This window comes from Paenibacillus glucanolyticus NBRC 15330, assembly GCF_004000885.1.
Classification (GTDB): Bacteria; Bacillota; Bacilli; order Paenibacillales; family Paenibacillaceae; genus Paenibacillus_AQ; species Paenibacillus_AQ glucanolyticus.
Genome location: NZ_BIMC01000036.1, coordinates 1 through 20,868, shown reverse-complemented (window position 1 = coordinate 20,868; position 20,868 = coordinate 1). Strand labels below are relative to the sequence as shown.

The following is a 20,868-nucleotide window of genomic DNA, read 5'->3' as shown; positions in this document are numbered from 1 at the left end:
ACACACCGCATGAGAAGCGATTCCGAAAGGGAGAGCGATCCCAGCAGGAAGTAACTCAATAAACGCACAAAGCAGCTCTTAGTCCCTGCACCGCACGAGAAGCGACTCCCAAAGGGAGAGCGGTCCCAGCAGGATGTAACTCACGAGTAACGCCATAGTCCCCGCACTACATTCCAGCGTTCCCGAAGGGAGAAAGCGCTCCTAGCCACCAAAGTAACATAGAAGCGCCTCATTCATTCCCTGCACACCTTGCGGGTGTCCAGAGGGCAGAGCCCTTGGGGCCCTCCCTTGGAAGGGAGGGTTTGGGCGGGTTCGAAATAGTTTACATTAAACTCTTAGCTTGCGCACGACTCACACTCTTCAATCGTCAACGCACGGCTGCGTACATAATACGTGGACTTGATGCCGGCTTTCCATGCATGCAGGTGCAGCTCCAGGAATTCCGAAGCCCGGATATCAGGGCGAACATACAGGTTAAAGCTTTGCGCCTGGTCAACGTGACGTTGACGCGCAGCCGCCATTTTGATGGACCAATGCTGGTCGATCAGGAAAGCGGTCTTGTAGTACCAGATTGTTTTTTCAGACAGATCCGGAGCCGGGTTAGCCACTTTGTAGGTGGTTTTTTCTTCATAAGACAGAAGTTCGTACAATGGATCGATGCTCGCTGTGGAACCGGCGATAATCGATGTGGAGCCGTTCGGTGCGATGGCAAACAGCCATGCGTTACGGACACCATTGGCTTGTACTTCCTGTTGCAGCTCACGCCACTGTTCGGTGGTTACGAATTTGCCTTCATGCTCGCCGTCGGTGTAACCGCGGAACGTGAAGTACTCGCCGCTCTCCCAATCGGAGCCTTTGAATTTCGGATAGTGGCCTTTTTCCTTGGCCAGCTCCATGCTGGATTTCACGAGCAGGTAATTGATGTGTTCATACAGGTTGTCATTATAGGCAACGGCTTCGTCGGACTCCCAGCGGATACCTTCCAGAGCCAGCAAGTGATGCAGACCGAAGGTTCCAAGACCGACCGCACGGTATTGGCTGTTGGTATATTGGGCTTGCAGAACTTCAATATTGTTGATGTCGATAACGTTATCCAGCATACGAACCTGGATAGGAACGAGACGCTCCAGCACACCGGCCGGTACAGCGCGAGCCAAGTGGATGGAATTCAGGTTGCAGACAACGAAATCGCCAGGGATTTTGGAAATAACAATCCGGGTTTGACCATCCTTTGTTACCAGCTCTTCTTGCTCGACAACGGTTGGAGATTGGTTCTGCATGATCTCGGTGCACAGGTTGGATGAGTAAATCATGCCATGTGCAGAGTTCGGGTTCGCACGGTTTACCGTGTCGCGGTAGAACATGTACGGTGTACCCGTTTCAAGCTGGGATTTCATCACGCGTTTCATAATGTCGATCGCTTGTACCGTAATACGCGGCAGCTGCGGGTTCGCCACGGCTTGTGCATATTTTTGACGGAACTCGCCATCGCCTTGAGCTTGATCATAGAAGTCTTCCAGGCCAAGCGGACGGCCGTTCTCGTCTTTCCAGCCCATGATCTTCTTCACTTCATGCGGACAGAACAGGCTCCACTCCTCACGGGCCTCTACAGCCTCCATAAACAGGTCAGGCAGACAGATGCCATGGAACACGTCATGGGCTCTCATACGCTCGTCACCGTTGTTCAGCTTCAGATCCAGGAAGGACAGAATATCTTTGTGGAACACATCCAGATAAACCGCGATGGCTCCTTTACGAGTTCCCAATTGGTCAACACTCACGGCGGTGTTGTTCAATTGGCGAATCCAAGGGATAACGCCGGAGCTGGTGTTCTTGTGACCGCGGATATCCGAGCCGCGTGCACGGACTTTACCGAGGTACACGCCAATGCCGCCGCCCATTTTGCTGAGACGGGCAATATCGGTGTTGGAATCGAAGATGCCTTCCAGAGAGTCGTCAACGGTATCAATGAAGCAGCTGGAGAGCTGGCCTGCTACTTTTTTGCCTGCATTGGACATGGTCGGTGTGGCAGCTGTCATGTACAGGTTGCTCATCGCCCAGTAGGCTTCTTTTACAAGGTCAATACGTTTGTCGGCTGGCTCGTTGTGCATGAGGAACATTGCGATTACCATGTAGCGTTCTTGCGGAAGTTCCATGACACGACCGTCAAAGTCGGTTGCCAAATAACGCTCAGCGAGTGTCAAAAGACCAATGTAATCAAACAGCAGATCGCGGCTTGGATCGATGCATTCGCCGAGCTCTTCGATTTGCTCCTTGGTGTAGCTGGTCAGAAGATCCTCGCGATAGATGCCCTTCTGTACAAGCTCTGTGATGAGCGGGTAGAAGGCACCGTAAGGCTCTTCCGGGTAGGCTTTGTATCGGCGGTTGGTGGCCGCTTTTTTATATAAAGAGGTCAGAAACGAACGCGCAGCTGCAAACTTCCAATTCGGCTCTTCTTTTGTCACAAGCTCAAGCGCGGACATCGTGAAGGCGCTGCTGATTTCTTCGCCGGTGACTTGCTCACCGCGCAGTTTAGCATTTACGCCGCGAAGCAGGCGCTCTTTATCAAGCATGTCCAATCCTTTCAGATTGCGGTCGGCATAGACAGAGAGGCGTATTTCATCAAAGGCGAGCTGACGGTTGTTCGGTTTAACTACGAGCTGGGGCATGAATAATTCCTCGCTTTCTTAGGGGGAAATATGAAAAAGGACATCAAAAAAACATTTTCTAAAACCCGCAGGCTTGAAAATGTCCGTGCGCTGTGATTCGTGAATGACGTTTGACATAAGCCCTTGAAGGGGCATGATGTTATGTACAGACGCAAGTTTAACGAACACTTACCTAATGTCCCGTAGGTTGGTGTTGGCTGCGTACAGGCAGGTCTCCTGACTCGGACTTTGACAAATCGGAGCCTTCCCCAAGACCTTGATGAGGTCCTCCAGAAGAATATTCCATGATTTGGTTCGGCCTAGATAGGATAAATAGCCGAGAGCCCTTACAGTGGCGGGACCGTGATGGATTTACACCATGCTTCCCTATTAAGCCGGACCGCCTTATAGGTTGTTCCGGCACCTATACACACTATATTTGGTTGTTGTTTATCTAATTTAACCCAATATATTGTGTTTGTAAACCATGTTCTTAAAATTGAACGCAAAAAGAATTATAGCAAACGAGCGGTCATTGTGCCAGCTAAGAAACTGTCAAAAGGCCATAACATTTCCTGGATTGTGACCGAATGCGACCTTTTCTGCACACATACCACGTATATTATCGTTTTGACAAAATACGATAGTTGCGTACTGGATCTGTGGTGGAAAGAGCAGACTATTTTTTATTGCGAATAGCGAGTTAGGGGCTTTGATATGAGTGATCAGAATTGATATGATATCTGTGTCTGGAGATTGAAGAGTTCTTTATATGAGATGTTGCGAGGGAGGTTTTGGTATTGGCTATAGCGGAAGTGACGGTGATTCCGATTGGAACAGCAACAACGAGCTTAAGCTCTTATGTGGCCGAGATGCAGCGTATATTGAAACAACAGGACGGGATTACATATGAGCTGACTTCGATGAGCACCATCATAGAGGGCGAGCTGAATATGATCTGGCGAGCGATTGAAGCTCTGCATGAGGCGCCATTTCTATCTGGAGCCCAGCGCGTATCGACTTCGGTCAAGATTGATGACCGCAGGGATCAAGTCTCCTCCAGCAAGCAAAAGATTCAATCGGTGCAGGAAAAATTAGGCGGATAATCTTGCTTATTGCAAGGGATGTTCCGGCTAGGCTGGGACTTGTATTTTGCTGCTAAAGTATTATAATAATTTTGCTGTTCGTGGAGGCTTGTTTTCGAACCACATATGCTGGTGTAGCTCAGGGGTAGAGCAACGCACTCGTAATGCGTAGGTCGGGGGTTCAATTCCCTTCACCAGCATGTTCATTGCAAGGAGATCATATCCTGATTTCTGGCTGGAATGATATAAAAATGGCGCCGCAAGGCGTGCTTTTTGTGCCCCTGGGTGATCCGGGGGCTGTTCTTGTTAAGGAGAGAGCGCCCTATCATTCGGCATTTTATATCATATATTACATAGTAAGCGATTCATATTATTCGAGTTTGTTTGTGGCCTTCGCTGTCGAAAAGATGAAACGGGCTGCGGCTCGGAAAGATGAGGTGAAGGGAGATGAAGAAGGTATTTATTGATCCAGGCCACGGTGGAAAAGATACCGGAGCGACTGCTCATGGTCTGTTGGAAAAGGACATCGTGCTAGCGGTGTCCCTGAGCGTAAAAAAACGGCTGGAGGCCGAGTACAATGGCGTGCAGGTGCTGCTCTCCAGATCTGCGGATGTCTTTCCTACGCTAATGGAGCGGACCGAGGCGGCCAACAAGGCTGGGGCAGATATCCTGGTTTCCGTCCACTGTAATGCGGGAGGTGGAGCCGGTGGCTTCGAATCCTATAAGTATACGCATACGTCGGCTGCAACAGCCTCTTTGCAAAATGTGCTTCATACCGAGATCATGACGGCCTTAAAGCCTTTTAACGTAATCGACAGGGGGCAGAAGGCAAAGAACCTGCACATGGTCCGTGAATCGAACATGCCTGCGGTACTGACAGAAAATTTGTTTGTTGATGTTGCCGCGGATGCAGCCAAGCTTAAGAGAGAGGATGTCGTGGGTGCCCTCATCGATGGTCATGTTGCCGGCATTGCAAAATATCTCGGGTTGCAAAAGAAGGAGGCGGCTGGTGAGGTGAGTGATAAGGTGAATGTTATTGTAAACGGCAAACCAATTCAGGATGGCAAGCTGATTAACGGGGTGACCTATGTACCGCTTCGGGCGACTGCCGAGGCACTGGGTGCAACCGTGGGATGGGACAATAAAACAAAGACAGCAACGATAACCCATAACCCATGAGCCAATCGTCCAGCCACATTTTAGTTCCCCTTAATTAAAATTTAATCTCCCATTAAGATTCGCAGCATATAATAAAAGCACCCCTTAAAAAATATATCAGAAGCCCCTCTAACTTCGGTTAGAGGGGCTTCTTTGGTCTTCTGCTCTTTCGATCTTCTGCTCTTTCGATCCTCAACTAGACCTTAGTGTGGACCTGATATTCTGCCAACATTATTTAGAATCCCAGCCATTTCGTGATATAGGCGGATACGGCTAATTCCTGAAAATCCTTCCAGCTTCGAAATGGGGTATGTTCAACGATAAACGGGTTAATCGTACTTCCTTGTATGAATATGTCAAAATCTTCATCCGTGCTTCCCTCGTAACCAGCAGCTTTCAGCAAGTGATCTATGGAAGAAAACTTGGTATGCCGTTGAATAAATGATTCCGAGAACAGTTCTTCCACGGGCACCTCTTGTTTCATATCTGAGAGCTTTGAGGCATTTTCTCGAATTTCCAATAGCTTCTCTTCATCCAGTCCGTCTAATCCACTGATCCCAGTATTCATTATGCCCACCTCCAAAAAGTTGCACGTCACTCTATTATACATATACGAGTATGCTGAATTATGGGATTCGATTTTTTTTGAAGCGGGTCTTGACTTGGAAGATTTATATAGGAATAAAAAAATAAATGAGCTTTCTTCATAGTCATGTCCAACCGGGAAATTTCGCGTGGCTGCGACATTTATGTATCATGCATTCCTGAATAAACGCACATCCCATTATAATTATTCTTTACCTAGGAATGGCTGTGGTTTTCATGTAGACTGGTAATGATTTACTGCCAACATGCCTTGTTTTTTTGGGTGATGGAGGTTTGTACATACTTGCTTGCATATGGGGGTGGGCACTGTGCCCAAAAAAGAAAAGGTTTCTATGTCGTGGCTGCTGCGATATTTGAAGCCGGTCAAAGGACGACTGCTGCTTCTGCTTATTATGCTGTTGACGTCGACAGGCTTGCAGCTGCTGAATCCGCAGATTATTAAACGGTTTATCGATACGGCAGCTGGTGGCGGTGTTCTGGCCAGCCTGATTCAGCTGGCGGGATTATTCCTGGTTGTGGCTGTCATTAACCAGCTGATTACGGTGGCTGTCAGTTATCTGGGTAACGATATTTCGTGGCGTGCAACGAACCGGCTGCGTGGCGATCTTTTGAAGCATTGCCTGCGTCTGGATATGCGGTTTCATAACGTCAAGACGCCAGGCGAAATGATTGAGCGAGTCGATGGTGATGTTACCAGCATCTCGAATTTTTTTGCGATGTTTATCGTGCAGGTCATCGGCAGTTTTGTGCTGTTGGCCGGGATATTGGGGTTCATGTTCACGGTGAGTCTGCCTATCGCCATCGTCATGTCGGTCTTCACGCTGCTGTCGATTCTGTTTATGGTGTTCATCCGGAACATGGGCGTTAATTCATCCAAAAGCGAACGGGAAGCCAGTGCTTCGCTGTTCGGCTTGATTGAAGAGCGTATCGCAGGCATTGAGGACGTTCAGGCGAACGGCAATGTACCGTACGTAATGAATCGGTTTCACCGCTTGATGCGCAGTGTATTCCTGAAAGGGAGAAAAGCCTGGATGCTGCGGGTCATTCCCTGGAATACCACGGTTGTTCTGTTTGCACTTGCCGTTACCGCTGTGCTGTTACTGGGGGTCCGTTATTATCTGATTGGCGAGATTACGCTGGGAACCCTGTTCCTGATCTATCAATATACACAGATGCTGAACGACCCGATTGAGATGCTGGGCGATCAGGTGCAAGAGTTTCAAAAGGCAAAATCCGGCATGCTCCGCTCCAGGGAACTCCTGTCCAACAAGAGCGAGATTGTGGACGGAGAGCAAGAAGAGCTTCCCGAGGGTGCGCTCGGATTGGAGTTTGAGGGAGTTAACTTCAGCTACAACGAAGATAAACCGGTGCTGCAAGACATTAATTTTACCGTTAAGCCGGGTGAACGTCTTGGTATTATCGGGCGCACCGGAAGCGGGAAGTCAAGCCTAAGCCGAATTCTGCTGCGCCTGTACAACATCGACAGCGGGGTAATCCGCGTGGGAGGTACCGATATTACGAAGCTGAAGCTGCCTGCGCTGTACCGCCGGGTCGGTATGGTAACGCAGGACGTGCAGCTGTTTGATGGGTCGCTGCGCGACAACCTGACGTTGTTTGATAAGGGTGTATCCGACGCGTTCATTCTGGAAACGACGGAGCGTCTTGGACTTCGTCAGTGGATCGATGCGCAGCCGGAGGGCCTGGAAACGCATCTGACAACAGGCGGATCCTCGCTGTCTGCCGGGGAAGCACAGCTGTTCGCTTTAACCCGGGTATTCCTGACGCAGCCGAGCCTAGTGATTCTGGATGAACCCTCTTCACGCCTGGATGCCGCAACGGAAACAATGCTGCAGGTAGCTGTGGATCAGCTGATGAGCCGTTGTACGGGCATCATTATTGCGCATCGGCTGGCCACGCTGGAGCAGGTGGATAAAATTATGGTGCTGGGTGACGGAAGGATTCTGGAATTCGGCTCAAGGGAAGAACTTGCACAAGATCCGGCTTCACATTATGCCAGACTGCTGATTACGGGCAGAGAGGAGGAGCTTGCATGACGATTACCGGATTTATCGGGCGTTTGTTTCGCTACCGGCCATCTTTATTTATCGTGAACGGAATTCTATGGTGTATCTTTCATTCACTGCCTTTGTTAATTGGGCTTGGCATGCAGTGGTTCTTTGATCGGGCAACGGCGAACTCTACGGATTACGTGTGGCTTGCCATGCCGCTCATCTTCATTGCGGTTGTCAGGTTCTCCCGCGTAGGCACATTCTTCGCCGCGTTCTACGCCTGGGTAACGTATATCTATCACATTCAGGCTATTCTGCGAACCAATATGCTGGCAGGCATCATGCGCTGGCCGGGACGAAATCTGCCGGCATCGCCGGGGGAGGCGATGAGCCGCTTCCGCGATGACGTGGATGAGGTTGTAGAGTATGCGGAGTCGTGGGTGGACTTCTGGGGACGACTCGTGTTCGCGATTGTCTCCGTTGCAGTCATGGCAAGCATCAACTGGAAGATCATGCTGGTAGCCGTCCTGCCACTCGTGGTGGTGACACTGCTGAACAACCTCTCCGGTAACCGGGCCCGCCGCTACGGGCTGAAGAACCGTGAAGCGACGGGGCGGATTACGAGTTTCATCGCAGAAACCTTTGGTGCCGTTCAAGCTTTGAAGCTGGGACAGGCCGAAGATCATGTTCATGAGCGCTTCACGAAGCTGAATGAAGACCGCCGTCAGGCAGCGCTGAAGGATAATCTGTTTAAACAGTGGATGAGATCCCTGAACCAGCATGTATTAAGCATCTGCACGGGTCTGATTCTGTTGATGTGCGCTGCTGAAATGCAGGCCGGACATTTTACCGTCGGAGATTTTGCGTTGTTTACGACATATCTGGCGAATATCGGCTTCAGTATTTCATTGTTCGGTTATATGGTGTTCCAGCACAAGCGGCTTAAGGTTTCCTTTGACCGGATGCGGTCACTGTTTCGCCCGGGTGAGGAAGATCAGATTATTGAGGCTCGGGAAACGTACCTGAACGAAGATCCGCCGGAACTGCCTGTCATCACCAGAGAACCGGGGGAGAAGCTGAAAGAGCTTGAAGTCAGGAACCTATCCTATCATTATCCGAATTCGGAGAATGGAATATCGGATATTAATCTCCGTCTGGAGCGCGGCAAATTTCTGGTGGTCACCGGACGAATCGGGGCTGGCAAATCGACACTGGTTCGGACATTGCTCGGATTGCTGCCAAAAGAGGAGGGCTCGATCCGCTGGAACGGAGAAGAGGTCGATCCGGCCACCTTCCTCATGCCGCCTCGCGCAGCGTATACACCACAGGTTCCACGACTGTTCAGCGATCCTCTAAGAGAGAATATTGTGCAGGGGAAAAAGGATCGGGCAGAGGAATCTCTCGAACGGGCCATTCGTCTTGCCGTCATGGAGAAGGACATCGAGAACCTGGATAAGGGACTGGAGACGTTTGTCGGCCCGAGGGGCGTCATGCTGTCCGGCGGACAGATTCAGCGCGCGGCTACGGCGCGTATGCTGATGACGGGTGCGGATCTGTTTATCTTTGATGATCTGTCCAGCGCGCTCGATGTGGAGACGGAGCAGCTGGTGTGGGATGGACTGTTCAAGGAGCGTGACGTTACTTGTATTGCGGTATCGCACCGCAGGGCGGCTCTCTCGAAGGCAGATCATATCATCGTCATGAAGGATGGCAGGATCGAGGCTGAAGGCAGCCTGGCGGATCTGCTTGCCACAAGCGAAGAGATGCAGCTGTTATGGCAAGGTGAACAATCCGCTGTCGAGGTGGAAGCCGCGGCAGGAGATGAAGTCGAGGTAAGCAAGATATAACCGCACAGGAATGCAGATTTGGAATTGGGGACTTTTGAATTGAGCAAGCATCGATTATGGCAGCTTCCGTCCGTCGGGAGCTGCCATTTTTGTATGTCTTGGGAGTATGCAACATGATGGGCCGTGTGTAACGCTGCCGTTAATCGCCATCCCCTGATTCTATTATTTTGCTCACAAGAATAAGGATATAAATACAAGCCGGTCGATAGACTGATGGAATAGGATGTAGGAGATCAATAGGGAAGGTGGGTTTACGATGGAATGGAGTGTCATTTTTCAATTGATTGACCCGCGGCTGTTCATGGTTGTTGCTGCCTGCTGGGTGATCGGATATGTGCTGAAGCAAACGCCTAAGGTTCCGAACTGGAGCATTGTATACGTAGTTATTGTGGTCTCCATCCTGTTTACTGCCGGCCTGATTGGCTGGAGCGTAGAAAATATCATTCAGGGTATACTCGCAGGAGCATTTGCCGTATTCGGACATCAGGCCGTTAAACAGACGGCGGAGGCCATTGCGACAAGGAAGAAGTAAGGGCTCGCTTGGGCAGGGAGCATACCCTGTCCTTTCCATTTGCTGCAACGATCTATGCTGCCGTGCGTAATAATCAGGATAAACAGAACACGGTGACGGAGGGAATACCATGAATAACGAATTTTATGTCGGATGGGGGACACTGGCATTAATCAATGCCGGGCTGGCCCAAGGAAAAAACAGAACGGGATTAAACTGGTTCCTGCTGTCTTTGCTGCTGGGGCCGCTCGCCACCCTGTTTCTTGTCCTGTCAGCGAAAAGATAACTGGGCAATAAAAGAGCCGCCTCCCGGGAGGCGGCTCTTATCGTATTACATCCGCTGAAACATAGCGGTGTCACGGCTGTAGTGAGTGAGATATCCTGTTTCTTCATTGCGGATGCGGACGACATCCGGTGTGTAGCATTCAATATACCCTCGTTCAATCTCCACGTAAACGCTTGCGGGATCTTCCTCCCATACGGAAACCAGTGTTTCCGATAAGGCGGCAGCAAAAAAGTGGACGTCCTGTGATAGGTACCGGCTATTGCGGTCTGTATTCATTTCATATCCCCTTGATGGTTAGAATCTGATAAAATTTGGTCTACTAATTCATGCATTCCCTTCCAGGAATCCTTCAGAATAAATTCATGCTGAATGCGGGCGTTCCAGGGACGCGGAATCAGAATCGTTTGTTTTCCGGCTTTTCTCGCGGCAATCGCATTATGGGGTCCATCATCAATAAGCAGGTCGAACTCCACCAAATCCTTGCGTTTGGCTACGAAAAAATTCTCGAATGGAATAAAAGGCATGTGCATTTGCAGCCATCTCCACTTCTCCGGCACCGAGGAGGGGCGGGCTGCGGTTACAACAATGACGTCATAATCATGTGTCATTCTGTGGACTTCGTCAATCGTATATTCATCAAAAAGTTCAAGTTCTTCATATAAACCCGGCTTTCCGAAGAAGAATTCTTCCGAGCATTCTGGATGCCAAATCTCGTTCAGGTTGTAATCGGTAATCTGATCCAGCGTAAGCTGAGGATTTTTGTACTGCAGATTGTGATACTGAATGGCCTTGGGTATCAGATGGCAGATCGTATCATCCATATCAATGGCTACTATTTTTTTGCTCATATCATTACTACTCTCCTGTAATCATGAAATCTGGAATCAATGATTTTCCGTAATTGTAATGGACAAGCTCGGAATTGGCAAATCGAAATCATAAATGGAACAATATAGGAATTATAAAATCCTGACACATTACTATTTAAGTATAGCATTAATATAGCCTGCAACCTTCCTGTTATTTCCTTGACCAGAGAATATCGCGATAAATCATAAACTCTTTCATCCATTATGACAGTACATGTCATAATTCCCCTTCTATAATTAGCGTATTACAGGGATGTGGGAGGAAACGCCATGCCGCAAGAATATATCCGGATTCGTGGAGCCCGGGAGAATAATCTGAAGAATGTTTCGCTGCAAATCCCAAAACGGAAGATTACGGTGTTTACCGGGGTATCCGGTTCAGGCAAATCTTCGATCGTGTTTGATACCATCAGTTCAGAGGCTCAGAGACTGCTCAATGAGACCTTTACCGCTTTTGTCCGCAATCGTCTCCCGCGGCATAGCCAGCCTGATGTTGATGCAATCGAGAACCTGTCTACGGCCATTGTCATTGACCAGAAGCGTCTGGGTGGCAATTCGCGCTCAACGCTGGGGACGATTACCGATCTGTATGCCATACTCCGTCTGTTGTTTTCCAGGGTGGGGCAGCCGTTTGTGGGGTACTCCAATGTTTTTTCTTTTAACGACCCGCAGGGCATGTGCCCGGAATGTCAGGGAATTGGCAAGAAGGTGGAACTGGATCTCAATAAACTGCTGGATACGACCAAATCCTTGAATGAGGGGGCGGTGCGGTTTCCCATTTTTTCGGTGGATAGCTGGTATTTGAAGAATTACACGCTGTCCGGTTTTTTTGATAATGACAAGAAGCTGGCCGACTATTCCGAAGCGGAGTGGAATCTTCTCCTGTACGGCAAGGAGGGTAAGGTGAGGTTTCCGTCCAAGGGAGGACCGGTGGAGTCTGACTTTGAAGGTCTTGTGCTGAAATTCAATCGGCTCTATATCGAGCGCGACAGCAGCGAGTTGTCCGAAAGAACCTTGAATCACGTGAAGAACTTTATTGCGCACGGCACATGTCCGTTATGCCAAGGAACACGGCTGAGCCAAGCAGCATTGAGCTGCAGAATTAATGGGTATAACATAGCCGAGTGTGCAGCCATGGAGATCGGAGAGTTGAGAAAGGTCATTATGGGGATTACGGCCCCGGTAGCCGCCGGTATGGTGGCAAGCTTATCGGAGCGTCTGCAGCACCTGGTGGATATGGGACTGGACTATCTTACGCTGAGCAGGGAGACCACCACGCTGTCCGGAGGAGAATCGCAGCGGGTGAAGATGGTCAGGCATCTGGGCAGCAGTTTGACGGATATGATGTATATTTTTGATGAGCCGAGTGTCGGTCTGCATCCAAGGGATGTGCACCGTCTGAACGGAATGTTGATGAAACTTCGTGACAAGGGCAATACGGTGCTGGTGGTGGAACATGACCGTGATGTGATCGGGATTGCCGACCATGTGGTGGACGTGGGACCGAATGCGGGTACCGGGGGAGGGGAAATTGTCTTCGAGGGTACGGTTGAGCAGCTGCATAGTCAGGGGGCAACGTTAACCGGGCAATATATGAGACGCTGCATGCCGATGAAAGAACATTTCCGGATGCCCACCGGGCAGATGCGGATTACCGATGCCAATCAGCATAACTTGAAAAATGTAACCGTGGATATTCCGGAAGGCGTATTGACAGTGGTAACGGGGGTAGCGGGATCCGGCAAAAGTTCACTGATTCACCATGCCTTCCTGTCCCAGCATCCTGAGGCTGTTGTCATCGACCAGTCCGCCGTCAGCACTTCGATTCGTTCCAATCCTGCCACCTACACGGGTATTATGGATGACATCCGAAGGTTGTTCGCCAAGGTTAACCATCAGAGTCCGTCCTTGTTCAGCTTCAATTCAAAAGGGGCATGCCCCGACTGCCGCGGACTCGGTTTCATTTACACCGACCTGGCATTTATGGAAGGCATCAAGACTCTGTGCGACACCTGTGACGGCAGGCGCTTTAAGGATGACGTGCTGGAGTATAAACTCCATGGAAAAATGATTACGGACGTGCTGGACATGACGGTGCTGCAGGCGCTCGATTTTTTCGAGAAAAAAGAGATCAGGCAGCGTCTGGCGACTCTGGACGATGTGGGCCTGCATTACCTGACGCTGGGACAGCCGCTGAGCACCCTGTCCGGTGGCGAATGCCAGCGCATCAAGTTGGCCAGCGAGCTGCACAAGCAGGGGAAGATCTATGTTATGGACGAGCCGACAACCGGGCTGCATATGTCAGATGTCGGACATTTGCTTGATATGATGAACCGACTGGTCGTTAACGGCAGCTCGGTGATCGTCATTGAACATAATCTGGATGTAATCCGCCAGGCGGATTGGATCATAGACCTTGGACCGGAGGGCGGCAGCGGAGGAGGCCGGGTGGTGTTTGAGGGAACCCCTGCTGAGCTGATTACAGCGGAACATTCCTTGACGGGAAAGTATGTGAAGGGATAACTGGACGAAGTCGCGTCAAGGAAGTGGCGCGTTGTTATAGCGGTGCAAGTCCCTAATAGGGACTTGGAGGAAGCCGCAGTGTAAACCATAGAATGGCTGGACCCCGTTTCCCCTTGGTCCAGCCATTCTATGGTTCTTAGGCTTATAAGATACCCTATAAGGCAATACTGTATGTTGCATCAGCCTGCAGGAAAAGGCAGGTGGGCTAGTCTTTTCCAGATGCGCGCAGGCAGGTCATGATTATGGGTCCACGAAGCAGCTTATCCAAATAGAATTAGCGCTATGAGCTTTATTTAAACGGGGGATACAACAATGCATAAAGTATGGTGGAAGGAAGCCGTTGCCTATGAAATTTATCCGCGCAGTTTCATGGATTCAAACGGAGACGGCATCGGAGATTTGCAAGGGGTTATGTCCCGTCTGGATTACTTGAAGGATCTAGGGATTGATATCATCTGGATCTGTCCCATCTATCGATCCTCTAACGACGACAACGGTTATGATATCAGCGATTATCAGGACATTATGACGGAGTTCGGGTCGATGGCCGACTTTGATCTGCTGATGACAGAAATCCATAAGCGGGGCATGCGTATTATTATGGATCTTGTCATCAACCATACCTCGGACGAGCATCCGTGGTTTATAGAGTCCCGTTCCTCCCGTGGCAATCCGAAGCGTGATTATTATATCTGGCGGGATGCCAGGAACGGGGCGGAGCCAAACAACTGGGAGTCGGTGTTTACAGGTTCCGCTTGGGAGTATGACGCACATACGGAGCAGTATTACCTCCACCTCTATTCCAAAAAGCAGCCCGATTTAAACATGGAGAATCCAATGGTCAGGCATGACCTGGTTCGCATGATCCGTTGGTGGCTGGATAAAGGGATCGATGGTTTTCGGGTGGATGCGATTACCCATATTAAGAAGCTTCCGGGATTACCGGATATGCCAAACCCGAACAATCTCCGTTACGTGGACTCCAACCCGGGTCACCGGAATATTGAGGGAATCCATGAGTTTCTCCAGCAATTTAAACGGGAAGCTTTTGCAGACTACGATATCATGACGGTTGGCGAAGCGAGCGGAATACCGATAACTGAAGCAGATCGCTGGATCGGGGAAACGAGCGGAGCATTGAACATGATTTTTCAGTTTGAGCACGTCAATCTGGATTTTGGTCCTGAAGGACGTTGGGATTATGCAACCTGGGATTTGGCTGAATGGAAGCGCATCATGAACAAATGGCAGACCGGTCTTGAGGGCGTAGGCTGGAATGCCCTGTATTTGGAAAACCATGATCAACCGCGCTCGGTATCCCGCTTTGGCGATCCGGTTCATTATCACAAGGAATCGTCCAAGATGCTGGCGACCTTTTTTATGTTAATGCAGGGAACGCCGTTTATTTACCAGGGGCAGGAAATCGGGATGACGAATGTGGAGTTTGCCGAGCTGAGTGATTACAGGGATGTCGAGATTTACAATTATTATCGAGAGCGGCTTCTTGACGGGAAGGACGTATCCGAGACGATGCGCAGAATAGCTTACCGGGCTCGGGACAATGCAAGGACGCCGATGCAGTGGGATGACACGCTCTATGGCGGCTTCTCAACCGTTGTGCCCTGGATCCGCTCCAATCCGAATTATCACGAGATCAATGTGGAGCAGCAGCTAACGGATCCTGATTCCATTTTGAATTACTATAAAGCATTGATTCGTCTGCGCAAATCCAGTGAAGTGCTGATCTATGGTAAATATCAGGCTTTACTTCAGGAGCATCCGGAAATATTCGCTTATTCCAGAACCTTAGGGAAGGAAAGCTATCTAATCGTGCTGAACTTTTATGGCAGAACGCCAGATTTTCAGTTTCCAGCGGAATGGCGTGACCTTCTTCCGGAAGTTGTACTCTCGAATTATGATCGTTCTGACCGAAGTTTGAATCAATTCACTCTAAAGCCTTATGAAGCGATAGTTTATCGTGTAAACTAAGTAAGAAAGCGATTTCTTGAGATTAGAGGTGAATGCAGTTTGCCACAACTTAACATGATGTCTTCAGCGGTTCTTGATCGCCCTTTATCCATTGGGGTGAAGCAGGTCCCTATTCCGGAGCCGAAGCCGGATGAGGCCTTGATTCAGGTTTATTGCATCGGCATTTGCGGTTCGGATGTGCATTACTATGAGCACGGACGAATAGGCAGGTATGAGGTCAAAGAACCGTTGATTCTGGGACATGAGCTGGCAGGAGTTGTTGTAAAAACGGGAGAAAAGGTGACGAACGTGGCCGTCGGCGACCGCGTGGCCGTAGAGCCGGGTGTCACATGCGGGCGCTGCTCCTATTGTAAGAGCGGGCGCTACAACCTGTGTCCGGATGTCGTATTTATGGCCACGCCTCCGGTGGATGGGGCTTGGGCAGAATACGTGGCGGTTCGCAGCGACTTACTCTTCCGTCTGCCGGATGAGATGTCCTTTGAAGAGGGCGCTTTGCTTGAGCCGCTGTCCGTAGGCCTCCATGCCGTCCGCCGCGGGCGTATCCGCCCGGAGGATCGGGTGTTTGTGCTCGGGCTGGGACCAATCGGCTTGCTGGCTATCGAAGCCGCCAAAATGTCCGGGGCCTCTCAGGTGTATGGCAGCGACGTCGTTGAATACCGTCGTAATCTGGCCCTTCAGATGGGAGCTTCCGGCGTGATCAATCCACTGGAGGAGGACGTTACCGACCGCTTGCACGAACTTACGGGCGGCCAAGGGATTGATCTTATCATTGAAACATCCGGTAATGCCGGTGCCATCTCGGATTCGATCGGTTATGTGAATCGCGGGGGGCGAATTGTATTTGTAGGCCTGCCGACACGCGATGCCATTCCGGTGAATATTGGCGCTTTGGTTGACGCCGAGCTGGATGTATTCGGGGTGTTCCGCTACGCGAATACTTATCCGGCCGCCATTCAGATGCTGCAGAACAAGGGCAGCCGCATACGGGATATCATCACCCATCGGTTTTCGTTGGATCAGATCGAGGAAGCCGTCGAGCTAGCCAGAACGCAGAAGGATACCAGTGTAAAAGTCATGATCTATCCTCATCCAACCGCATAATATTCAGCTGAATTTTTCGAAAGAATGAGCAGGGCTCCGGGAAGGAGCCCTGCTTTTTTGTATGCATAAGAATACTGTTGTAAACAGTTAAAAAGTCGGAATATCCTGAAATAATAAATAGACGACATGAACGGGAGGCTGGCATATCCGAACACCGCGCGTGTGGAAGCTCTGCCCCTGCAGCCGGAGAGTCGCTTCCGGGTCTGACGCGTTCATAACGCTAAAGAGCGAAGTCGAATCCTATAAAAAGCACCGCTCCAACATTTGTCGGAGCGGTGCTTTTTTGATAATCCGGATTAGTCCGGGCGTTCATTGCTCATCCAGCTGTCGATGCGGAGATCATCGCCGTAGCTCTCACGAGCCGAGATTTCGCTGAGCTTCTGCTCGGCTTCTTCACGGGTATCAAATCCGCCAATGACCGCAATGAAGTTGCTGCTGGCGGTCTTGATGAAAGTCACATCGTCTTCAATATAAATCTCTTCAAGGATAGCGAGGGATTCCCCTTGCGGCATCTCTTCACTGCGAATGTAGAAGACCTCTTGCGGTGTTACCGGCTCGCCGGTAGAAGTGAGCTTCAGCTCGATATACCCAGGATCTTTATATTCGGAAACGGTATGTTTCACGCCATCCTTCAGTTCAACAACAAATCGCATGGCCGAATCATCCAAAATGACGTTTTCATAGACATCCTTCACGAGCGGGAGCGCCAGCATATCTTTTTTGATGGTTTCGTAATCAAAGTTTCGAACCCCGTTGAACGTAAAGATCAGACGGTTTGGCGCATCACGGTGATCCACAGTGTAGGCAGGTACGCTGGAAACGGACTGGCCCTCCTGGTCAAATTGAATCTTGAACACATCCTCGGAAGCTTCCGTTCCCACGGTAACACCGTCTGTGACTTCGCCTCCGCCTCCGAATTGGAGCACCTGAACGATGCTGCCCACTACGGGTACTTTGGATAGGGCATTAGCCACCGTCGGAATATTTATCACGAAGAGCAGGGCAACGGCTGCTGCAACAACGGAAGAGTACCTCATCATTCGCATGGATCTTTTACGTGCGGCTGCTTTTCTCTGAGCCGATTCCATAACGCTGGCAAGCTGGGCTGGGATTTCAATGTGTTCATAGCGTTCTTTTCCTGTCATAGACGATCGACCTCTCCCTCGATTAGATACGTTTTTAATTTACCGATAATGCGGTAGAACTTGGTCTTGACGGTGTTCTCGGATAATGACAGCACATCCGCCATTTCTCGAAAACGCAGATCCTCAAAAAATTTCAGAATGATATAGGTTTTTTCTTCTGGCATCAGTCTGTCCAGCGCATCATATAAATCCAGTTTTTCTTCCAGTGGCACGGCATGCTCGGCAGCTGCATAGTCTTGAGCGTGGTCTTCCATATAGGTAACCCGTTTTTTACGACCGAGATGGTCGATGGCAGCGTTAATGACAATTCGGGTCATCCAGGAATCAAAGTACTGCGGCGTATTCATCCGCTCATATGCGAGGTACCCCTTATAGGTCGCCTCCGATACGATATCCAGCGCCTCTTGCTCGTTTTTGACATAGCAATAGGCCACCCGGTATAACTTGTTTCTGCATTTCTCAATATTTTCGCTGAACTGTTTTTGCTGCGATTCTTTCGCTCTCAGTTCACTCACCCCTAACTACTAGCACTAGTATTAATGTCATTGCACGAATTCGTTTGATCTATTCATCGGCTGGCTTGGATCATCTCAAGTACTTGAGTGCGCTTGACTGATCATTAGACCTTGGAGCCGGGCAAATAGTTTTAGCTTGGGACAAAAAATAGGCGAATGGGGAGATGTACCAGTAAAATCAGGGTCGTCAAAAGCTGATACCGGCAGGGAAAGGGAGGGTCTGAAAAATAAGCCATTACCTTAACAGGAGTCTTTAATGATGTTACTATATTAAGCATATAAAATGTCTGGAGGCCAGAGTATGTAGGTTTTTCTACCCTAACCAACACAACTAAATACAGAATTGGGGTAGAAAGATGAAGAGGAAATCTTTTCGTTATCTCTGGGTGGGTCAGGCACTCGCCAACAGCGGCGATTTATTTTATATTGTCGGTTTGATGGCTATCGTTCATGGGATAACAGGATCTGCCATGTTTATGGCGTTGATTCCTTTTGCCACAACGATGGCACGGTTTATAAGCGGGAGCTTTGCGCCCATTTTAATGGATAAATACAATCTCAAGTCGCTGCTTGCTTCGTCTCAAATTGGAAAAACGGTCATGTTATTTCTATTGATCATGACCGACTATGCGCTGGGTGAGCAGGAGATGACGGTCTATGCCATTCTCGGATTCGTATTCCTCATCTCACTGCTTGATGGCTGGGCTGCGCCTGCAAGCCATGCCATGCTGCCGCGTCTCGTGGATACCAGCGAGTTAACGAAAGCGAACAGCTTCATAGCGCTTGTCGATCAGATGATTCAACTGGGCGGATGGGCCGTAGGAGGACTGCTGGTGGCAGCCCTTGGGGGCAGCAATGTGATAGGGGTTACCTTTGTTCTGGCTGCAGCCGCCGCTATTTTCATGAGGCTGATCGAGGATCAGCATGAAACACCCCAAGGGCAGAAGGAAAAATCCGGAGTATCGCATTGGAGTTCGATCCAAGAAGGGTGGATACTTATTTGGAGGGAGCCCTCACTCCGGGCGATCCATGTGATTTTTGTGCTGGAGACGATTGCGGGTGTGATCTGGATTGCGGCTATCATCTATGTATATGTAGCGGAGGTGCTGCATAGGGAAGAGGCGTGGTGGGGTTACATCAATGCAAGCTTCTTCCTCGGGCTCATGCTTGGCGGACTGTTTGGAATGAGAGCTGCGGAGGTGATTGACCGCAACATCCGTCAGTTTGTAATTATCTCTTCCTTTGGCATCAGCTTCATGACGTTCGGCTTCGGACTTACCTCGTTGCCCTGGTTGGCACTCGTGTTCTCGGCCGGCTTTGGTATGTTCGAACAATTGAAGGCTGTTTCGCTACAAACCACCCTGCAGCGAAGTGTGTCCGTTCGATTGCTGCCCAAAGTGTATGCGGCTCAAAGTGCTCTGATATCGCTGGTATTCGGCGTGTCCACACTGCTGTTCGGCTTCATTACCGACCAATTCGGTGTGCGGGCTACGTATATCATTGCAGCTGCGATTATGTTCATTTCGGGCTGTTATGCCTTGCGGATACGTTCGAGATTACCGGAAATAGGTGAGGGGCTCCGCACAGATTCATCTCTGAATTAATGGAAAAAAGACGAGCTTAAAACTCGTCTTTTTTTGCATCCTTGAACAATCTGGTCATTGAAATAGGAGGCTCTCCCGTTGGATGCTGCGGGAGAGCCTCCTTGGATTGGTGTGGAGGTTACAGGGAAGGACCGATGGCAATCCAGGACATGAAGCCGTAGGCAAGATTGCAGTTTTGCTGACGGATCACTTCCAAGACGGCGCTGTTCTCGCGCTGGGACTTCAAGGAGATCTGGAAGCCCGGATTGTTGCTCATCCCTACTATGACATAATTAATTCCGGCAAAGGGCTCATCGAACTGGACGGTTACCTCGGTCAGTGCATCAGCTCCAAACACGAAAGGAGTCATTCCGAATTGCTGCAGCTTCGGCTGTCCAGCTATGCCGCGTATTGGAGTAAAGTCCAAGTGTTCTGTCGTGATAGTACCCTCAGCCAGCTGTTGTCCGGTAATCGTTCCATCGGCAACATGTGCTCCTGTGATGGAAGCCTCTGCGATTTTGTCCCCAGTGATTGATCCTTCGTCTATGGTGAAGTTGCTGCAAACATCCGGGCTGAGATGGCGGCTGTCGATAGAGCCCTCGGCGATTTGAGTGCCAGTAAGGGAGCCGTCGGCAATTTGGATGCCGGATAGGGAGCCAGCGGCGATATGCTCTCCTGTAATAGTGGCCTCTGCAATTTTATCGCCCGTGATCGAGCATTCGTTTAAGGTGAAGTTGTCGAAGGCATCGGGAGCGAGATGACGGCTCTCGATAGAGCCCTCGGCGATTTGAGTGCCGGTAAGGGAGCCGTCGGCAATTTGGATGCCGGATAGGGAGCCATCGGCGATATGCTCTCCTGTAATAGTGGCCTCTGCAATTTTATCGCCCGTGATCGAGCATTCGTTTAAGGTGAAGTTGTCGAAGGCATCGGGAGCGAGATGACGACTCTCGATGGAACCATCGGCAATCTGAGTGCCAGTAAGGGAGCCATCGG

Annotated in this window: 18 protein-coding genes, 1 tRNA gene and 1 riboswitch; of the genes, 12 read left to right on the top strand and 7 right to left on the bottom strand. The window is 50.0% G+C overall.

Annotated elements, in window-relative coordinates; genetic code table 11:
• Positions 1–335: 335 nt before the first annotated feature.
• Positions 336–2,669, bottom strand: coding sequence for a ribonucleoside-diphosphate reductase subunit alpha (locus PGL02S_RS27545; RefSeq protein ID WP_036643740.1), 2,334 nt, complete (start codon positions 2,667–2,669; stop codon positions 336–338).
• A 189-nt stretch (positions 2,670–2,858) separates the two neighbouring features.
• A riboswitch (cobalamin riboswitch) is annotated at positions 2,859–3,091 on the bottom strand.
• 357 nt (positions 3,092–3,448) lie between these two features.
• Here PGL02S_RS27545 and PGL02S_RS27540 point away from each other — a divergent pair.
• The 4 genes from PGL02S_RS27540 (at position 3,449) to PGL02S_RS27530 (ending at position 4,912) form a co-directional block, all read left to right on the top strand.
• On the top strand, positions 3,449–3,754 hold the full coding sequence (locus PGL02S_RS27540; protein WP_006208019.1) for an MTH1187 family thiamine-binding protein: 306 nt from the start codon (positions 3,449–3,451) through the stop codon (positions 3,752–3,754).
• A 107-nt stretch (positions 3,755–3,861) separates the two neighbouring features.
• Positions 3,862–3,933 (top strand) — tRNA-Thr (locus tag PGL02S_RS27535).
• Between the two features lie 6 nt (positions 3,934–3,939).
• Positions 3,940–4,200 (top strand): hypothetical protein, encoded by a 261-nt coding sequence (locus PGL02S_RS28450; RefSeq protein WP_155984654.1) that lies wholly within the window; start codon positions 3,940–3,942, stop codon positions 4,198–4,200.
• Complete coding sequence (locus PGL02S_RS27530; RefSeq protein ID WP_036643738.1) at positions 4,181–4,912, top strand: N-acetylmuramoyl-L-alanine amidase; 732 nt, start codon at positions 4,181–4,183, stop codon at positions 4,910–4,912. The genes PGL02S_RS28450 and PGL02S_RS27530 overlap by 20 nt, the downstream gene beginning before the upstream one ends.
• 214 nt (positions 4,913–5,126) lie before the next feature.
• On the opposite strand, the gene PGL02S_RS27525 is transcribed toward PGL02S_RS27530, so the two are convergent.
• A complete protein-coding gene (locus PGL02S_RS27525) occupies positions 5,127–5,459 on the bottom strand; it encodes a hypothetical protein (RefSeq protein WP_006208022.1) in 333 nt (110 codons plus the stop codon).
• A 346-nt stretch (positions 5,460–5,805) separates the two neighbouring features.
• Between PGL02S_RS27525 and PGL02S_RS27520 the strand changes: the two genes are divergently transcribed.
• The 4 genes from PGL02S_RS27520 to PGL02S_RS28445 all read left to right on the top strand — a co-directional run bounded on the left by PGL02S_RS27520 (position 5,806) and on the right by PGL02S_RS28445 (position 10,150).
• Entirely contained in the window at positions 5,806–7,551 is a 1,746-nt protein-coding gene (locus tag PGL02S_RS27520; protein WP_036644115.1) for an ABC transporter ATP-binding protein, read from the top strand.
• Positions 7,548–9,353 carry an ABC transporter ATP-binding protein gene (locus PGL02S_RS27515; protein WP_006208024.1) on the top strand — a complete coding sequence of 602 codons (1,806 nt, stop codon included), beginning with the start codon at positions 7,548–7,550 and terminating at the stop codon, positions 9,351–9,353. The genes PGL02S_RS27520 and PGL02S_RS27515 overlap by 4 nt, the downstream gene beginning before the upstream one ends.
• A gap of 256 nt (positions 9,354–9,609) precedes the next feature.
• A complete protein-coding gene (locus tag PGL02S_RS27510) occupies positions 9,610–9,885 on the top strand; it encodes a phage holin family protein (protein ID WP_006208025.1) in 276 nt (91 codons plus the stop codon).
• A gap of 109 nt (positions 9,886–9,994) precedes the next feature.
• Positions 9,995–10,150, top strand: a complete 156-nt coding sequence (locus PGL02S_RS28445; protein ID WP_006208027.1) for a hypothetical protein — start codon at positions 9,995–9,997, stop codon at positions 10,148–10,150.
• A gap of 45 nt (positions 10,151–10,195) precedes the next feature.
• On the opposite strand, the gene PGL02S_RS27505 is transcribed toward PGL02S_RS28445, so the two are convergent.
• Together PGL02S_RS27505 and PGL02S_RS27500 are read right to left on the bottom strand one after the other, a co-directional pair.
• Entirely contained in the window at positions 10,196–10,426 is a 231-nt protein-coding gene (locus tag PGL02S_RS27505; protein WP_006208028.1) for a hypothetical protein, read from the bottom strand.
• Complete coding sequence (locus PGL02S_RS27500; protein ID WP_006208029.1) at positions 10,423–10,998, bottom strand: 5' nucleotidase, NT5C type; 576 nt, start codon at positions 10,996–10,998, stop codon at positions 10,423–10,425. The genes PGL02S_RS27505 and PGL02S_RS27500 overlap by 4 nt, the downstream gene beginning before the upstream one ends.
• A gap of 291 nt (positions 10,999–11,289) precedes the next feature.
• On the opposite strand from PGL02S_RS27500, the gene PGL02S_RS27495 reads away from it, so the two are divergent.
• From PGL02S_RS27495 to PGL02S_RS27485, 3 genes are all read left to right on the top strand, one after another.
• The gene (locus PGL02S_RS27495; RefSeq protein WP_036643732.1) at positions 11,290–13,542 is read left to right on the top strand and encodes an ATP-binding cassette domain-containing protein; all 2,253 of its coding nucleotides are present in this window, start codon (positions 11,290–11,292) and stop codon (positions 13,540–13,542) included.
• A 312-nt stretch (positions 13,543–13,854) separates the two neighbouring features.
• Positions 13,855–15,531 carry a glycoside hydrolase family 13 protein gene (locus PGL02S_RS27490; protein ID WP_036643730.1) on the top strand — a complete coding sequence of 559 codons (1,677 nt, stop codon included), beginning with the start codon at positions 13,855–13,857 and terminating at the stop codon, positions 15,529–15,531.
• A 39-nt stretch (positions 15,532–15,570) separates the two neighbouring features.
• A complete protein-coding gene (locus PGL02S_RS27485) occupies positions 15,571–16,632 on the top strand; it encodes an NAD(P)-dependent alcohol dehydrogenase (protein WP_081742866.1) in 1,062 nt (353 codons plus the stop codon).
• Between the two features lie 296 nt (positions 16,633–16,928).
• On the opposite strand, the gene PGL02S_RS27480 is transcribed toward PGL02S_RS27485, so the two are convergent.
• Both PGL02S_RS27480 and PGL02S_RS27475 read right to left on the bottom strand, forming a co-directional pair.
• Positions 16,929–17,777: a hypothetical protein gene (locus tag PGL02S_RS27480; protein WP_036643728.1), complete on the bottom strand. Its 849-nt coding sequence runs from the start codon at positions 17,775–17,777 to the stop codon at positions 16,929–16,931.
• The gene (locus tag PGL02S_RS27475) at positions 17,774–18,292 is read right to left on the bottom strand and encodes a sigma-70 family RNA polymerase sigma factor (protein ID WP_036643726.1); all 519 of its coding nucleotides are present in this window, start codon (positions 18,290–18,292) and stop codon (positions 17,774–17,776) included. Before PGL02S_RS27475 ends, PGL02S_RS27480 begins: the two co-directional genes overlap by 4 nt.
• A gap of 356 nt (positions 18,293–18,648) precedes the next feature.
• Between PGL02S_RS27475 and PGL02S_RS27470 the strand changes: the two genes are divergently transcribed.
• Positions 18,649–19,896 (top strand): MFS transporter, encoded by a 1,248-nt coding sequence (locus PGL02S_RS27470; protein ID WP_036643725.1) that lies wholly within the window; start codon positions 18,649–18,651, stop codon positions 19,894–19,896.
• A 118-nt stretch (positions 19,897–20,014) separates the two neighbouring features.
• On the opposite strand, the gene PGL02S_RS27465 is transcribed toward PGL02S_RS27470, so the two are convergent.
• A partial coding sequence (locus PGL02S_RS27465) for a WIAG-tail domain (protein WP_127502979.1) occupies positions 20,015–20,868 on the bottom strand: 854 nt, incomplete at its 5' end.

Excerpts from the sequence above, each read along its gene's own strand:
- PGL02S_RS27470 (WP_036643725.1), top strand. The coding sequence starts at position 18,649 with ATGAAGAGGAAATCTTTTCGTTATCTCTGGGTGGGTCAGGCACTCGCC.
- PGL02S_RS27515 (WP_006208024.1), top strand. The coding sequence starts at position 7,548 with ATGACGATTACCGGATTTATCGGGCGTTTGTTTCGCTACCGGCCATCT.
- PGL02S_RS27505 (WP_006208028.1), bottom strand. The coding sequence starts at position 10,426 with ATGAATACAGACCGCAATAGCCGGTACCTATCACAGGACGTCCACTTT.
- PGL02S_RS27545 (WP_036643740.1), bottom strand. The coding sequence starts at position 2,669 with ATGCCCCAGCTCGTAGTTAAACCGAACAACCGTCAGCTCGCCTTTGAT.
- PGL02S_RS28445 (WP_006208027.1), top strand. The coding sequence starts at position 9,995 with ATGAATAACGAATTTTATGTCGGATGGGGGACACTGGCATTAATCAAT.
- PGL02S_RS27495 (WP_036643732.1), top strand. The coding sequence starts at position 11,290 with ATGCCGCAAGAATATATCCGGATTCGTGGAGCCCGGGAGAATAATCTG.
- PGL02S_RS27500 (WP_006208029.1), bottom strand. The coding sequence starts at position 10,998 with ATGAGCAAAAAAATAGTAGCCATTGATATGGATGATACGATCTGCCAT.
- PGL02S_RS27530 (WP_036643738.1), top strand. The coding sequence starts at position 4,181 with ATGAAGAAGGTATTTATTGATCCAGGCCACGGTGGAAAAGATACCGGA.
- PGL02S_RS27490 (WP_036643730.1), top strand. The coding sequence starts at position 13,855 with ATGCATAAAGTATGGTGGAAGGAAGCCGTTGCCTATGAAATTTATCCG.
- PGL02S_RS27510 (WP_006208025.1), top strand. The coding sequence starts at position 9,610 with ATGGAATGGAGTGTCATTTTTCAATTGATTGACCCGCGGCTGTTCATG.
- PGL02S_RS27480 (WP_036643728.1), bottom strand. The coding sequence starts at position 17,777 with ATGACAGGAAAAGAACGCTATGAACACATTGAAATCCCAGCCCAGCTT.
- PGL02S_RS27525 (WP_006208022.1), bottom strand. The coding sequence starts at position 5,459 with ATGAATACTGGGATCAGTGGATTAGACGGACTGGATGAAGAGAAGCTA.